The 14,976-nt window shown below is 60.5% G+C and carries 15 protein-coding genes and 1 tRNA gene; 4 read left to right on the plus strand and 12 right to left on the minus strand.

The window, feature by feature from the left end; all coding sequences use genetic code 11:
* The first annotated feature begins 85 nt into the window (after positions 1-85).
* Positions 86-571, plus strand: a complete 486-nt coding sequence (gene rraA / locus AB5Y59_RS16270; protein ID WP_010676045.1) for a ribonuclease E activity regulator RraA — start codon at positions 86-88, stop codon at positions 569-571.
* A gap of 272 nt (positions 572-843) precedes the next feature.
* Here rraA and AB5Y59_RS16275 read toward each other — a convergent pair whose 3' ends face one another.
* The 3 genes from AB5Y59_RS16275 to AB5Y59_RS16285 form a co-directional block, all read right to left on the minus strand.
* Complete coding sequence (locus AB5Y59_RS16275) at positions 844-1,518, minus strand: 7-cyano-7-deazaguanine/7-aminomethyl-7-deazaguanine transporter (RefSeq protein ID WP_103261660.1); 675 nt, start codon at positions 1,516-1,518, stop codon at positions 844-846.
* Positions 1,519-1,662: 144 nt separating this feature from the next.
* Positions 1,663-1,950, minus strand: a complete 288-nt coding sequence (locus tag AB5Y59_RS16280; RefSeq protein ID WP_041211964.1) for a DUF3630 family protein — start codon at positions 1,948-1,950, stop codon at positions 1,663-1,665.
* Between the two features lie 10 nt (positions 1,951-1,960).
* Positions 1,961-3,388, minus strand: a complete 1,428-nt coding sequence (locus tag AB5Y59_RS16285) for a YdiU family protein (protein ID WP_368212354.1) — start codon at positions 3,386-3,388, stop codon at positions 1,961-1,963.
* A gap of 104 nt (positions 3,389-3,492) precedes the next feature.
* On the opposite strand from AB5Y59_RS16285, the gene AB5Y59_RS16290 reads away from it, so the two are divergent.
* Positions 3,493-3,795: a cytochrome c gene (locus AB5Y59_RS16290; RefSeq protein ID WP_043153448.1), complete on the plus strand. Its 303-nt coding sequence runs from the start codon at positions 3,493-3,495 to the stop codon at positions 3,793-3,795.
* Positions 3,796-3,894: 99 nt separating this feature from the next.
* On the opposite strand, the gene recQ is transcribed toward AB5Y59_RS16290, so the two are convergent.
* Positions 3,895-5,730, minus strand: a complete 1,836-nt coding sequence (recQ, locus tag AB5Y59_RS16295) for an ATP-dependent DNA helicase RecQ (RefSeq protein ID WP_039039660.1) — start codon at positions 5,728-5,730, stop codon at positions 3,895-3,897.
* Between the two features lie 131 nt (positions 5,731-5,861).
* On the opposite strand from recQ, the gene AB5Y59_RS16300 reads away from it, so the two are divergent.
* Complete coding sequence (locus AB5Y59_RS16300) at positions 5,862-6,326, plus strand: thioesterase family protein (protein WP_039039661.1); 465 nt, start codon at positions 5,862-5,864, stop codon at positions 6,324-6,326.
* Positions 6,327-6,449: 123 nt separating this feature from the next.
* On the plus strand, positions 6,450-6,977 hold the full coding sequence (locus AB5Y59_RS16305; protein ID WP_010676052.1) for a hypothetical protein: 528 nt from the start codon (positions 6,450-6,452) through the stop codon (positions 6,975-6,977).
* Between the two features lie 238 nt (positions 6,978-7,215).
* Here AB5Y59_RS16305 and AB5Y59_RS16310 read toward each other — a convergent pair.
* From AB5Y59_RS16310 to AB5Y59_RS16345, 8 genes are all read right to left on the minus strand, one after another.
* A tRNA-Pro gene (locus tag AB5Y59_RS16310) sits at positions 7,216-7,292 on the minus strand.
* 140 nt (positions 7,293-7,432) lie between these two features.
* On the minus strand, positions 7,433-8,158 hold the full coding sequence (locus AB5Y59_RS16315; protein WP_200164605.1) for an MOSC domain-containing protein: 726 nt from the start codon (positions 8,156-8,158) through the stop codon (positions 7,433-7,435).
* 48 nt (positions 8,159-8,206) lie between these two features.
* Positions 8,207-9,049, minus strand: a complete 843-nt coding sequence (locus tag AB5Y59_RS16320; protein ID WP_010676054.1) for an ABC transporter permease subunit — start codon at positions 9,047-9,049, stop codon at positions 8,207-8,209.
* A complete protein-coding gene (locus tag AB5Y59_RS16325) occupies positions 9,046-9,951 on the minus strand; it encodes an ABC transporter permease subunit (protein WP_010676055.1) in 906 nt (301 codons plus the stop codon). Before AB5Y59_RS16325 ends, AB5Y59_RS16320 begins: the two co-directional genes overlap by 4 nt.
* Positions 9,948-11,102, minus strand: a complete 1,155-nt coding sequence (potA, locus tag AB5Y59_RS16330; RefSeq protein WP_010676056.1) for a polyamine ABC transporter ATP-binding protein — start codon at positions 11,100-11,102, stop codon at positions 9,948-9,950. The genes AB5Y59_RS16325 and potA overlap by 4 nt, the downstream gene beginning before the upstream one ends.
* A gap of 76 nt (positions 11,103-11,178) precedes the next feature.
* Complete coding sequence (locus AB5Y59_RS16335; protein WP_043153440.1) at positions 11,179-12,264, minus strand: polyamine ABC transporter substrate-binding protein; 1,086 nt, start codon at positions 12,262-12,264, stop codon at positions 11,179-11,181.
* Positions 12,265-12,381: 117 nt separating this feature from the next.
* On the minus strand, positions 12,382-13,479 hold the full coding sequence (locus AB5Y59_RS16340) for a polyamine ABC transporter substrate-binding protein (protein ID WP_029314872.1): 1,098 nt from the start codon (positions 13,477-13,479) through the stop codon (positions 12,382-12,384).
* 54 nt (positions 13,480-13,533) lie between these two features.
* The gene (locus AB5Y59_RS16345; protein ID WP_010676059.1) at positions 13,534-14,895 is read right to left on the minus strand and encodes an aspartate aminotransferase family protein; all 1,362 of its coding nucleotides are present in this window, start codon (positions 14,893-14,895) and stop codon (positions 13,534-13,536) included.
* Between the last annotated feature and the right edge of the window lie 81 nt (positions 14,896-14,976).

A 14,976-nucleotide genomic window follows, 5' to 3' on the forward strand; every position in this document is an offset into this window, starting at 1 on the left:
CGCCACTGGGCAAGGAATAGTCGTTGAAATGCCAACCCCACTCCTTATACTGGATCCACCTGTTTCCAGCGGTGGATCTGACACAATGGAATACAACACTTCAGAACTGTGCGACATCTATCAGGACATGGTGGATGTACTCGAACCCATGCTCTGCTCCTTCGGCGGCCGCGCCTCTTTCGGCGGCGTCATCACCACAGTCAAATGCTTCGAATCGAACGGTCTTATCCGTGAACTGGTCAAGGAGAACGGCGTTGGTCGCGTGCTGTTGATCGACGGTGGCGGCTCCATGCGTCGTGCCCTGATCGACAGCGAGATCGCCACCACGGCAGCGGAAAATGAGTGGGAAGGGATCGTCTGCTACGGTTGCGTCCGTGAGGTCGATATCCTGGAAGATCTCGACATCGGCATTCAGGCCCTGGCGGCCATTCCGGTGGGCGCCGACAGCAAGGATATCGGGGAAACCGATCTGCCGGTCAACTTCGGCGGCGTCACCTTCCTGCCGGATGACCACCTCTATGCCGATACCACAGGGGTGATCCTCTCCCCCGATGCCCTCGACATCGAGTAAATAACGCTGAGTGAAAATGGGAGCCCTGGCTCCCATTTTTTATGCCCGCTGATGGCGGAAAAGACGCAAAAAAAAGAGGGCCAGTAAACTACTGGCCCCTTAACTGGAAGCAATGTGAGCAATGTCGTGCCTTCACAAGAAGTCCATCACGTTGGAACAAATGAAGTCTTTCCCGGAAAACAAGGTAACAATAATCATTCTCATTTAACTGTGCAAGCCTTATTTGCGAAGATCGCAAAAAAATTGACCACCCATGGGGGTGGTCAATCTCATCAGGCTTGTCGCGTAGCAGCTTGCAGGTCAGCCAATCCGGCCTCCCCCACCAGCTTGCGGCTGAGATAGCGCAGCAGCACACCGTAAAGCGGCACAAACAACCCCAGACTTATCAGCAACTTGAATACGTAATCCACGGTCGCGATCTCGACCCAGTGCTCGGCCATGAAGGGATCCGTGCTGCGCCAGAAGGCGATGCTGAAGAAGGCGATGGTATCCACCAGATTGCCGAACAGGGTGGAGGCCGCCGGTGCCACCCACCAGGCTTTCAGCAGGCGCAGGCGGTTGAACACCACCACATCCATGAACTGGCCCACCAGATAGGCCATAAAGCTGGCTAACGCGATCCGGGCAACAAAGAGATTGAACTCTGCCAGATTGCCCACCCCCTGGAAGCTCCCTTCGAAGAAGAGCACCGAGAGCACGTAGGACACGGTCAATGCCGGCAGCATCACGGTCTGGATGATCTTGCGCGCCAGGCCGGCGCCGAAGATCCGCACCGTCAGATCGGTGGCCAGGAAAATGAACGGGAAGCTGAAGGCACCCCAGGTGGTGTGGAAGCCAAAGATGGTGATCGGCAGCTGCACCAGGTAGTTGCTGCTGGCAATGATCAGGATGTGGAACAACGAGAGACGCATCAGTGCCGTCTGGTACTGAGCCGGAGTCAGGTTCATATTGTGACCTTTTTGGTTAATGGGGTTAGGGAACCCATATCGCCACCATGGCGATAATCAAGGGGCGAGATTATACGCCCCAAAATTGATAGTTCAATCTTTATGCGGTTATCTCAAGGGATTGACTCGCATCGCACGCCAAGCTCACTCCCGGGACTGCCGAGCCAGCCAGAGCAGCGCCTCCGCGTCGTCCGGCTGCACCGCCGCCAGCCAGCAGCCGCTGTAATGCTCGTACTCGAGCCGAAAGCGGCTGCCTTCAAACTCCAGCAGCCAGCTGTGGCGATCCGCCCCCCACTCCCGCTCGAGGGCCGCCAGCTCCCACTCCTGCAACAGGGCCTCGGCCAAGGTCGGGAAGCTGTCCCAGTCAAGGCCCGGGCAGGTCAGCATCACCACCCCGGCTTCCCTGTCTGTCTGCGTGATACGCCAGTTCATCTGTGGTTCCTCAACTGCTGCACGAGAGCTCGCCCCCGCAATACCAGCCCGGATGCGGAGTGGCGAGATCCTCGTATGCCGGTTGCTCATCATAGGGATGCTGCAGGGCCGCAAACAGCCGCTCGAACGGCGCCATGTCGCCCTGCTCTGCCGCCTCGATCACCTGCTGGGCCAGCGCGTTGCGCAGCACATACTTGGGATTGACTGCATCCATCTGCCCCTTGCGCACGCCATCCTCGCTCCCTTCCCGGGCGAGGCGTGCCCGATAGACCTCAAGCCACCCCTGCCAGACGGCAGGATCCGGCAACAGGGCCAGCAGGCTGGCGGGCCACGCTCCCTCTCGCGTCACCTCACCGAGACGTCGCAGGAAGAGGTGGTAATCCACCTTGTGCGCCGCCAGCAGCCGGAACAACTCGCGGAACAGCGCCGGATCCTCCTCTTCCCACACCGCCAGCCCCAGCTTGGCGCGCATCAGCTCGGAGTAGTGCAACATCAGCTGGTGCTCGTACTGGGCCAGGGCCGACGCGAGCGCGTCGCCATCCACATGGCCGGCCAGCGCCTGTGCCAGCTTCTGCAGGTTCCAGTATCCGACCGCAGGCTGCTGATCCAGCGCATAGCGACCATCCGGATCCGAGTGGTTGCAGACGAAGTCCGGCACATAGGCGTCGATGAAACCGTAGGGGCCGTAATCCAGGGTCAGCCCGAGCAGGGACATGTTGTCGGTGTTCATCACCCCGTGACAGAACCCCGCCGCCTGCCACTTGGCGATGAGCCGCGCGGTGCGGCACACTACTTCGGCAAACAGCTCGGCGCCATCGGCCAGCTCGGGGAAGTGGTAACGCCGCACATAGTCGATGAGGGCGGGGATCTTCTCCCCCTGCCCGCTCCAGGCGAAATACTCGAAATGACCGAAGCGCAGATGGCTCGGCGCGGTGCGCAGCACGGTCGCCCCGCTCTCCACCTGCTCCCGGTAGACAGGCTCGTCACTGCCCAGCAGCACCAGAGCCCGGGTGGTGGGAATGCCGAGGGCATGCAGCGCCTCGGAAGCCAGGTACTCGCGAATGCTGGATCGCAGCACGGCACGGCCGTCGCCAAAGCGGGAGAATGGCGTCTTGCCCGCCCCTTTCAGGTGCAGGTCCCAGCGGCTGCCATCCGGCGCCAGCTGCTCCCCCAGCAGCAGGGCGCGGCCATCCCCGAGGCGCGGGCTGTAACCACCGAACTGGTGGCCCGCATAGACCTGGGCCACCGGCTGCATGCCCGGCAGGGACTGCCCCTGGCCGCAACAAGCGAGCCACTGCGCCTCGCTCACCTCCCCGAACCCCAGCTCACCAAGCAGCGCACGGTTCAGATGCAGCAATCTGGGGCCATGCAGCGGCTGCAGGGCAACGGGCTCGCAAGCCCAAGGGAGTTCGGTGGCAAAAGTGTTGATCAACTTCATGGTGATGGAGGTTGTCCCTGCGTATGCTCGTGTCACTCTTTATACCGCCGTCGGCTCGTCGAGGCTAACAGGCGATCACGATTATTCATTTCAAGGAGAAGACGATGCCAAAGTGGGTCTATACCCTGCCCCTGCTGGCGCTTGCCTGGGGCCATCAGGCCAAGGCGGCCGACATAGACGCAGGCAAGGCCAAATCCGTGGTCTGTGCCGCCTGTCATGGCGCGGATGGCAAGGCGAGCGTCCCGACCTACCCCCACCTCGCGGGCCAGAACCAGGCCTATTTGCTCAAGCAGATGAAAGCGTTCAAGGAGGGTTCCCGTACCGAGCCGCTGATGGTTCCCTTCATGGCGATGCTGACCGAGGCGGACATGGAGAATCTGGCAGCCTATTACGCCAGCCTGAAATAATGCATGGCGCCGACCAACGGGCGCCTTTCCACTGTTTGTTGTGCCAGCCTACCGGCCTGGGCCTGCAGCGGTCGATGACAAGGTCTACCTGGGCCGACCCTACCGGCGGCAGTAGTCGATGATCAGGTCCATAAAGGCCTCACCGAAGCGCTCCAGCTTGCGGTGACCGACACCGTTGACCGCCAGCATTTCCTCCTCGGTCATCGGCATGAGCTGTGCCATCTCAACCAGGGTGGCGTCGTTGAACACCACATAGGGCGGCACCTCTTCATCCTCGGCGATCTGCTTGCGCAGGGCGCGCAGCTCCTTGAACAGCCGCTTGTCATAGTTGGCGTTGTCGAGCAGGCCGTTGCGCTTCTCCTTGCGACTGGAGATGGGCTGCAGGCGGGGGACTGCCAGTTCAAGCTTCATCTCGCCACGCAGCACGGGTCGAGCCGCTTCGGTCAGCTGCAACACCAGATTGCGGGTGATGTTCTGGGTCAGCAACCCCTTGTGGATCAGCTGGCGGATGACGCTCATCCAGTATTCGTGGCTCTGATCCTTGCCGATGCCGTAGGTCGACAGCTTGTCGTGACCGTGATCCTTGATGCGCTGGTTCAGCGATCCGCGCAGCACCTCCACCACATAACCCACCCCGAAATTCTGTCCCACCCGCCAGACGCAGGAGAGCGCTTTCTGGGCGTCTTCGGTGCCGTCATAACTCTGGGGCGGATCGAGGCAGATGTCGCAGTTGCCGCACGGCTTGTCGTTGTACTCGCCGAAGTAGTTGAGCAGCACCTGACGGCGGCAAGTCTGCGCCTCGGCGAAGGCCGCCATCACGTTGAGCTTGTACTGCTCCACCTGCAACTGCTGTGGGTTTTCGATGTTGTCGAGCAGCCGGCGCACCCGACCGATGTCGGCGGGATCGTAGAGCAGCAGCGCCTCGGCCGGGGTGCCGTCGCGCCCGGCACGGCCGGTTTCCTGATAGTAGGATTCGATGTTCTTCGGGATGTCGTAGTGCACCACGAAGCGCACGTTGGGCTTGTCGATGCCCATGCCGAACGCCACCGTCGCCACCACGATCTCGATGTCATCCTTGAGGAAGGCCTCCTGGGTCTGCTGACGCAGCTCCAGCGGCAGACCGGCATGATAGGGTGCCGCCTTGCAGCCGTGACGGGATAGCCGCTCGGCCACCTCCTCCACCCGATTGCGGCTGGAGCAGTAGACGATGCCGCAGTTGCCCTTCTGGCTCTGCACGTAGCGCAGCAGCTGCTCCGCCGCCTTGAACTTCTCCACCAGGCTGTAGCGGATATTGGGCCGATCGAAGCTGGCGGTGTGGATGAAGGGATCGTTCAGTTCCAGCCGGTGCAGCATGTCGCTGCGGGTCGCCTCGTCGGCGGTGGCGGTGAGCGCTACCACCGGCACCTGGGGGAACCACTGCTTGAGCCGTCCCAGCGCCGCGTATTCCGGCCGAAAATCGTGCCCCCACTGGGAGACGCAGTGCGCCTCGTCGATGGCGAACAGGCCGAGGGGCAGCTCCGCCAACCGGTCCATGAACTCGTGCTGCAGCAAACGCTCGGGGGAAACATAAACCAGCTTGATCTCGCCCCGGCGCATGGCGGCGAAGTTCTGGATCATCTCTTCCCGGCTCAGTGCCGAGTTGATGTAGACCGCCGCCACGCCGTTGGCGCGCAGGGTGTCGACCTGATCCTTCATCAGCGAGATGAGGGGGGAGACCACCACACCGAGCCCGGGTCGCAGCAGCGCCGGGATCTGGTAGCAAAGCGACTTGCCGCCGCCGGTGGGTTTGAGCACCAGGGCATCGCGCCCCGCCACTATCTGCTCGATGATCTCGAGCTGGCCCGGCCGAAACTGCTGATAGCCAAACACCGCCTGCAACAGGGCAAGGGGATTCTCTGGCTGAGGGTCAGGCAGGGTTTCGGCAATGACGGTCATGGGCTCTCCTTTGGGGTCGCCATTCTAAAGCAGCCGCCGCCCACAATAAACCTGCCATTGCGAGTGTTAAGGAAGTGTTGCAGACTGGCTGGTGTTTTTACTCGGCTTTGATGACAGGGCGGACTCAAGGAATGAAACAGATGCTCAAGAAGATGGCGCTCAGTGGCATAGCCAACCTGTTCGCCGAAAAGATGCCCTTCAACAAGCTGATCGGCATGCAAGTCACCCACTACGACTTCGATAAAGTGGAGCTGCGCATCAAGATGGAACAGAAGCTCATCGGCAACCCTTTCCACAACATACTGCACGGCGGCGTCACCGCCAGCCTGCTCGACGTGGCGGGCGGCATGATAGTCGCAGCCTCCTGCATCGACGAGCTGGAGGACTTCTCCCCCAGCTATCTCAAGGAGCGCTTCTCGCGGCTTGGCACCATCGATCTGCGGGTGGACTATCTTCGTCCCGGTCGCGGCAACGAGTTCATCGCCACCGCCCACATCATCCGGGCAGGCAGCAAGGTCGCGGTCGCCCGCATGGAGCTGCACAACGAAGAGGGCACTCACATCGCCTTCGGCACGGGGACCTACCTCGTCGGCTAATGGTTTTTATTGCATAAAAAGTGCGCTTCTAAGCTGATTTTAATCATTAGAATTCTTACCCCCTCCTCCGCTCAGGGTCCATACTGAAAGTCGGGATTCTGTGCAGAGGGAGGATTGCAGACGATGAGCGCGATACTGGCTACCCAACCATCCAGAGCCTTGCTGACACGACTTGAGGCCATGCGCGAAGAAGTGCAGACCCCAGAGTGCCGTCACTGGTTGGAACAGGAGCTGGAGGGGTATTCTCTCTGTTCACCCCTGCCCTGGTATCGCATCATTGCCTGTCGGCAACGCGGTCACTTCCTGAATCTGAAGACGGGAAAATATCTGACTTGCCATATCGGCAGCCAAACGCTAAGCCAACGCGACCTGGCCCAAGTTCAGTTCATCTATGCCCGTGAACCCGCCGCCCACTATTTACTGCGTCACGATTCCCATATCGAGCCCTGGCCGGAATCGCTGCTGGAAGCGTATCGAGAGCAGCTGATCCCTGGTCATCTCTGCCTGCAAGCCTGGCATGAGCCCGTGTCTTCGCTGCGTTCACAACTGATGGAGGGAATAGCACATTTCATTAGTGAGTACCCCAAGCATGCGGCCCTGCAAACCCAACACGGTTTCAAGGCATTGCGGCATCAACACTGGCATATCTGAATGAGCGCCTGGGGCGCAAGGAGGGCACCATCGACAAGACCCACAACGAGATTGTCACAATCTAGAGTGCCGGAGTCAGGATCAGACTCCACCAGTGGGGCCACCGAGCGGTGGCCCTTTTAGTTGGGCAAATGAGGAAGATCGGAGCAGCAGCTGCAGCAATCGACAATGGAAATGTCAGCTTTGCTTCAACAGACCAAATGCGAAAAGGCCGCTCATTGAGCGGCCTTTTCAAATGTGGTCGGTGTGAGAGGATTCGAACCTCCGACCCCTTCGTCCCGAACGAAGTGCGCTACCAAGCTGCGCTACACACCGATGTCTGCGGGGCGAGAATTTACCGAAAGCCCCGACCCGACACAAGCCTTTTTTTGCATTCACTCTAAAAAAACGGCTTTACGCTCAATAATTCAGCGAGTCGCAGCAAAAATCGCCACAAGGCATCTTTCCGCCTGCCTTCAGCCCTGTCGAGGCAACCTGAACTCGGTCGGCCCCAGCAAACGCCGGCTCCAATCCGCCACCACTCCATGTTCCAGCCAATGAGCCGCATGCTGGCGCCAATTGGGAGAGAGCGCCGGGTTCTCCAGCAGCAGTTGCAGGTCTTCCTCGTTGCGAACCTGGTTGAACAGGATGTCGGCGGTGCGCTTCACCGTCAGCTCAGGGTAGGGTCTGTCCACCAGTGTCAGCTCCCCCTGCGGCTCCACCCTTCCCTCTTCCAGCACCCGCAGCAGCCAGCCACAGCGACCACTCAGCTGCATCACCTGGGAGAGCTGGCCATAGCCAAAGCGCTGGTTGAGCTTGAAACAGGGGGATCTGGGCTGGCTTATCTGGATCAGCGCCTCCCCAAGTCGATAGACATCGCCGATGCAGGCCTGCGCCTCCGTCAGCCCCGAACCAGAGAGATTCTCGCCAAAGGCGGCAGGCTGCCAGGGTGTGCGTGGTACAGGCAGTTCCAGCGCGGTTTGCCAGGTTTTCCACCAGGCGTAGTGCTCCGCAGGGTAATGGTGCAGGGCTCGATCCGGGCCGCCATGATGGCGTCTGTCGCTCTGCTCATCCCCGCGAAGGCCGAGGAAATCGCACCACAGAGGGACGTCGGCAGGCTGCTTGTGGATGGCACTGATGAGGCCGGGGGCCTGCTCTGGGTTCAGTTCGGCGCTCTGGCCGATGAAGAGGGAGATCCGCATTCCATTCTCCTGACGGATGGGGGAATGCGGATCTTATCACGGGGCAGGTCAGGCAACTGCCTGCATCTGGGTGGTCATGGCGATCTCGGCGCGACGGCGTTTCTCCGCCCGGGCCATCAGATACCAGCTACCGAAGGTGAACAGGGATACCGACAGCAGGATCAGACTCGCGATGGCGTTGATCTCGGGCTTCACGCCGAGACGCACCGCCGAGAACACTTCCATCGGCAAGGTGGTCGAACCCGGGCCGGAGACGAAGCTCGCCAGCACCAGATCATCCAGCGACAGGGCAAACGACATCATGCCACCCGCCGCCAGCGACGGGGCGATCATCGGGATGGTGATCAGGAAGAACACCTTCCAGGGCTTGGCTCCCAGGTCCATGGCCGCCTCCTCGATGGAGAGATCCAGCTCCCGCAGCCGCGCCGACACCACGATCGCCACATAGGCGGTACAGAAGGTGGTATGTGCTATCCAGATGGTCAGCATGCCCCGCTCCGCGGGCCAACCCACCAGCTGGGCCATGGCCACGAACAGCAGCAGCAGGGAGAGACCGGTGATCACCTCGGGCATCACCAGCGGCGCCGTCACCATGCCGCCGAACAGGGTCCGGCCACGGAAGTGAGGGATCCGGGTCAGCACGAAGGCCGCCACCGTCCCCAGCGCCACCGCCGCGATGGCGGTGTAGAAGGCGATCTCCAGGGAGCGGAACACGGACCCGATCAACTGTTTGTTGTCGAGCAGGCCGAAGTACCACTTGAGCGACCACCCCCCCCACACCGTCACCAGCTTGGAGGCGTTGAAGGAGTAGATGACCATGATGATCATGGGCAGGTAGATGAACAGCAGACCCAGCCACAGCATCAGCTTGGCAAAACCGAAACGTCTCATGCCTTGCCCTCCAGCTCTTTGGCCTGGTTGCGGTTGAACAGGATGATGGGAATGATCAGCACCGCCAGCATCACCACCGCCAAGGCGGAGGCCACCGGCCAGTCACGGTTGTTGAAGAACTCCTGCCACAACACCTTGCCGATCATCAGGGTCTCCGGGCCACCCAGCATCTCGGGAATGACGAACTCGCCCACCACCGGGATGAACACCAGCATGCAACCGGCGATGATGCCGTTCTTGGAGAGTGGCACCGTGATCTGCCAGAACCGGGTCAGGTTGCGGGCACCCAGATCGGAGGCCGCCTCCAGCAGGCTCTGGTCGTGCTTGACCAGGTTGGCGTAGAGCGGCAGCACCATGAACGGCAGGTAGGAGTAAACGATGCCGATATAGACCGCCAGGTTGGTATTGAGGATCTGCAGCGGTTCGTCGATCACCCCGATGCCCAGCAGGACGCTGTTGAGCAGGCCGTTGTTGCTGAGGATCCCCATCCAGGCGTATACCCGGATCAGGATCGCCGTCCAGGTCGGCATCATGATGAGCAGCAACAGAACGGTCTGGGTCTCCTTGTTGGCCCGCGAAATGGCGTAAGCCATGGGATAGCCGATCAACAGGCAGAGCAGGGTACTGACCAGGGCTATCTTGAGGGACCCCAGATAAGCCGCGATGTAGAGCTCATCCTCCTGCAGCAGCAGGTAGTTGCCCAGGTTGAGCAGTATGGTGAGCTGATTGTCTGCCCAGCTCACCACGTCCGTGTAGGGGGGGATGGCCACGTCCGCTTCGGCGAAGCTGATCTTCACGACGATGATGAAGGGCAGCAGGAAGAAGAGGAACAGCCAGAAGAAGGGGATGCCGATGACCAGCTGCCGCCCTCCCACCTGTTTGAGTCGTCTCAATGCCTTCATGATTGCAGCACCACGCCGCTGTCATCTTCCCAGTAGAGGAACACCTGGTCATCCCAGGTCGGCCGTTTGCCGTGGCGTTCGGCATTGGCGATGAAAGCCTGAACGATTTTGCCCGAGGGCAACTGGATGTGATACACGGAATGGCCGCCCAGATAGGCGATGTCATAAACCTCGCCCTTGGTCCAGTTGAAGTCCGGATGCTCGATCTCTTCCGGCTTTTGCAGGCTCATCAGCAGTTTTTCCGGACGCAGGGCATAGGTGACCTTCTTGTTCTCCGCCCGGGAGCTGATGCCGTGACCCACATAGATGGGCTGCTCCAGATCCGCACAGGCGATGATGGCGTGGTCCTGCTCATCCTCCACCAGCAGGCCGTCAAACAGGTTGACGTTGCCGATGAACTCGCACACCAGCCGACTGGCCGGGGTCTCGTAGATGTCCATCGGGCTGCCGATCTGCTCGATGCAACCGAGGTGCATGATGGCGATCCGCTCGGCCATGGTCATGGCTTCTTCCTGATCGTGGGTCACCATGACGCAGGTCACGCCCACCCGCTCGATGATCTCGACCAGCTCGAGCTGCATGGTGGAGCGCAGCTTCTTGTCCAGCGCCCCCATGGGCTCGTCCAGCAGCAGCAGTTTCGGACGCTTGGCCAGGGAACGAGCCAGGGCCACCCGCTGACGCTGACCACCGGAGAGCTGGTGCGGCTTGCGGCGGGCGTACTGGGTCATCTGCACCAGCTTGAGCATCTCTTCCACCCGGGCATCGATCTCCGCCTTGGGCAGGCCATCCTGCTTGAGGCCGAAGGCGATGTTCTGGGCCACCGTCATGTGGGGGAATAGGGCATAGGACTGGAACATCATGTTGATGGGGCGTTCATAGGGCGGCATGTCGGTAATGTCGACGCCGTCGAGGAACAGCCGTCCTTCCGTGGGTCGCTCGAACCCGGCCAGCATCCGCAGCAAGGTGGACTTGCCGGAGCCGGACCCACCCAGCAGGGCGAAGATCTCGCCCTTGTGGATGTTGAGAGACACGTTGTCGACCGCCAGCGTTTCGTCGAACTGCTTGCTTACCCTGTCTATTTTGACCAGCACTTCTTTACGCTGCTGGCTGCCCTCGAGGGCTTTCTTGTAGGCACTGGAGGCTATCGCCATTACCAAACTCCCAAAGGTGATTCCGGCCTGGGCCGATCCATCAATACAATCTGGCGCCCCGGGATGGGCGCCAAGGTTAGGTTCCGGATTTGATTTTGGTCCAACTCCGGGTGATCAGGCGCTGCACCGAACGGGGATGTGCTTCCTGCACATACAGACGCTCAAGCACCGCCTGGGGGGGATAGACTGACTCGTCCTCGCGAACGGCCTTGTCCATGAACTCTCCCGCCTTGATGTTCGGGTTCGCGTAACCCACATAGTCGCTCACCTTGGCGATGACCTGCGGTTCGAGAATGTAGTTGATCAGGGCGTGAGCCTCTTTCACGTTGGTGGCATCGGCCGGGATCGCCATCATGTCGAACCAGAGATTGCCACCCTCCTTGGGGATGCTGTAGGCAATATTGATCCCCTTGCCCGCCTCCTCGGCCCGGGACGCCGCCTGCAGGATGTCGCCGGAGAAACCCGCCGCCACGCAGATGTTGCCGTTGGCGAGGTCACCGATGTACTTGGAGGAGTGGAAGTAGGCCACGTAGGGGCGCACCTTGAGCAGCTGCTCTTCGGCCCGCTTGATATCCGCCGGCTCATGGCTGTTGGGGTTGAGCCCCAGGTAGTTGAGGGCAGCCGGGATCATCTCGTCCGCCGAATCGAGGAAGGCCACGCCGCACTGGGAGAGCTTCTTCATGTTTTCCGGCTCGAAGATGGTCGCCCAGGAGTCAATCTTGTCGACACCCAGCACTTCCTTGATCTTGTCGACGTTGTAGCCGATGCCGTTGGTGCCCCAGAGGTAGGGCACGGCGTACTGATGGCCCGGATCCACCTTCTCGAGCTGCTTGAGCAGCATGGGGTCCAGGTTGCTCAGGTTTGGCAGCAGGGTGAGGTCCAGCTTCTGGAAGGCCCCCGCCTTGATCTGCTTGGCCAGGAAATTGTTGGAGGGCACGACCAGATCGTAGCCGGTGCGTCCGGTCAGCAGCTTGCCTTCCAGCGTCTCGTTGGAGTCAAACACGTCGTAGACGGTCTTGATCCCGGTCTTCTGCTGAAAGTCACTGAGGGTGGTCTCGCCGATATAATCGGACCAGTTGTAAAAATGAACCACAGGGGCTGCCTGGGTCAGATTTGCAAACCCCAGGGTCAGGGCCAGCGTTGCCATCTTGGTCATGTGCACTTATCAGTCCTCATTTGTGTGATTTTGCCAGTCGCGCATCCATACGCGCCGTCCAACCTGTCGGGTGGTCACCACCCTCCCGGCCGAACTGCGGACCGGGAGGGGTACTCGTCACTCTTACTTGCCTGACTTGATCTTGGTCCAGCTGCGGGTCATCAGACGCTGCACCTTGGCCGGCAGATCCGGGAAGGTGTAGATCTTCTTGAGGGTATCCGGCGTCGGGTAGATACCCGGGTCGGTACGGATCGCCTCGTCCACCAGCGGCGTGGCCGCCTTGTTGCCGTTCGGGAACTGCACCACGTTGGTGATGTTCGCGATCACGTCCGGCTTCATCAGGTAATTGATGAAGGTGTGGGCCGCCTCGACGTTCTTGGCATCCGCCGGGATGGCGATCATGTCGAAGAAGCTGCCTGCCCCCTCTTTCGGAATGGTGTAAGTCAGGCTGACACCGTTCTTGGCCTCGGCGGCACGCGCCTTGGACTGCTGCAGGTCACCGGAGTAACCGACCGCCACGCACAGGTTGCCGTTGGCCAGATCCGAAATGTACTTGGAGGAGTGGAAGTAGGCAGTATAGGGACGGATGGAGAGGAACAACGCCTCTGCCTTCTTCAGCTCATCCGGCTTCTGGCTGTCCGGCTTGAAGCCCAGGTATTGCAGGGCGGCCGGCAGCATTTCGGTCGGCGAGTCGAGGAAGGAGACACCGCACTCCTTCAGCTTGGCCATGTTCTCCGGCTTGAACACCAGATCCCAGGAGTCCACCGGGGCATCGGCCCCCAGCACGGCCTTCACCTTCTCGGCGTTGTAGGCATAGCCGATGGTGCCCCACAGGTAAGGGATGGAGTATTGGTTGCCCGGATCGCTCGGTTCGAGCGCCTTGAGCAGGTCGACGTCCAGGTTCTGCCAGTTGGAGAGTTTGGACTTGTCCAGCTTCTGGAAGACACCTGCCTTGATCTGCTTGGCCAGGAAGGGGTTGGACGGTACGACGATGTCATAGCCCGACTTGCCTGCCAGCAACTTGGCTTCCAGCACTTCGTTGCTGTCGAACACGTCGTAGACCACCTTGATACCCGTCTCCTTCTGGAAGTTTTCCAGCGTATCCGGCGCGATATAGTCGCTCCAGTTGTAGACGTGCAGCACCTTCTCGTCGGCCATCGCCCCGGTACTCATCATGACCAGCGCCACGGAAGCAGCCATCATTCCCTTTTTAAAAGACATAGTCCTTGTCTCCTAAGCAAATTGTATGCGTAAGCCAACCTGCCCGGTTCCCGCCTATTCCCGCAGCTTTGCAGCCGTCAGGTCCAGACTGAGCCTAGCCAGTTTGACCAATTCATCCACCTGTTCCTCGGTGATCACCAAGGGGGGCGATATGATCATGGTATCGCCGACAGCCCTCATCACCAAGCCATTGTTAAAACAGAACTCCCGACAGGTCATCCCGGCATGGAGCTCGGCCGGGAAGCGACGTTTCGTCTGCTTGTCCTGCACTATTTCCAGCGCGGCGACCAGGCCTTTTCCACGGGTTTCCCCCACCAGCGGATGGTCCGCCAGCTCAGCCCAGCGGCGCTGCAAATAGGGGCCGATACTATCATGAACTCGCTTAACTATGCTCTCCCTTTGCATAAGCTGGATGTTGGCAATGGCCACGGCGCAGGCGACCGGATGACCGGAATAGGTGAAACCATGGTTGAACTCCCCCCCCTCTTCCACCAGCACCCTGGCTACCCTGTCCCCCACCATCACGGCGCCCATCGGCAGATAGCCGGAGGTAATGCCCTTGGCTAGGCACATGAGGTCGGGTTTGATGCCAAAACCTTCACTGGCAAACCAGTGGCCGGTGCGGCCAAAGCCGCAGATCACCTCGTCGGCGATAAGCAGGATGCCGTACTGGTCGCAGATGCGCTGGATCTCGGGCCAGTAGCTCTCGGGCGGAATGATGACCCCCCCCGCACCCTGGATAGGCTCGCCGATGAAGGCGGCTACCTTGTCCACCCCCAGTGCCAGGATCTTCTCTTCCAGCTGGCGGGCACGGGCCAGACCGAACTCGTGGGCGCTCATGCCCTCTCCCTCACCGAAGTGATAGGGCTGGTCGATGTGTACTATGCCGGGAATGGGCAAGCCGCCCTGGGCGTGCATCCCCTTCATGCCCCCCAGACTGGCCCCCGCCACGGTGGAGCCGTGATAGGCATTGTGGCGGCTGATTATCACCTGCTTGTCAGGTTGTCCCTTGCTGGCCCAGTAGTGGCGCACCATACGCAGCACGGTGTCGTTGCACTCCGAGCCCGAGCCGGTGAAGAAGACGTGGTTGAGGTGGGAAGGCGTGATCTCGGCCAGCAGGGTTGCCAGCTCGGCAGCAGGAGGGTGGCTGGTCTGGAAGAAGAGGTTGTAGTAGGGCAGCTGCTGCATCTGGCGAGTGGCGGCATCTACCAGCTCCTGACGGCCGTAGCCCATGTTGACGCACCACAGACCTGCCATCCCGTCCAGAATGCGCTTGCCTTCGGAGTCTTCCAGATAGACGCCTTCGGCCTTGGTGATGATGCGACTGCCCTTCTTGTTCAGGGCCTGAAAATCGGTAAACGGATGCAGATGATGGCTGGCTTCCAGTTGCTGCCACTCACGGGTGGTGTGCTGCATTGCTTGCTCCTCGGTTCCTTCGATTCGGCGAATCTTGTCGCCATTCATGAGGGCACGGGTGGCCTGCCCGGTCACTGCCAT

The sequence above is a fragment of the Aeromonas sp. s10 genome (assembly GCF_040907975.1).
GTDB lineage: Bacteria > Pseudomonadota > Gammaproteobacteria > Enterobacterales > Aeromonadaceae > Aeromonas > Aeromonas caviae.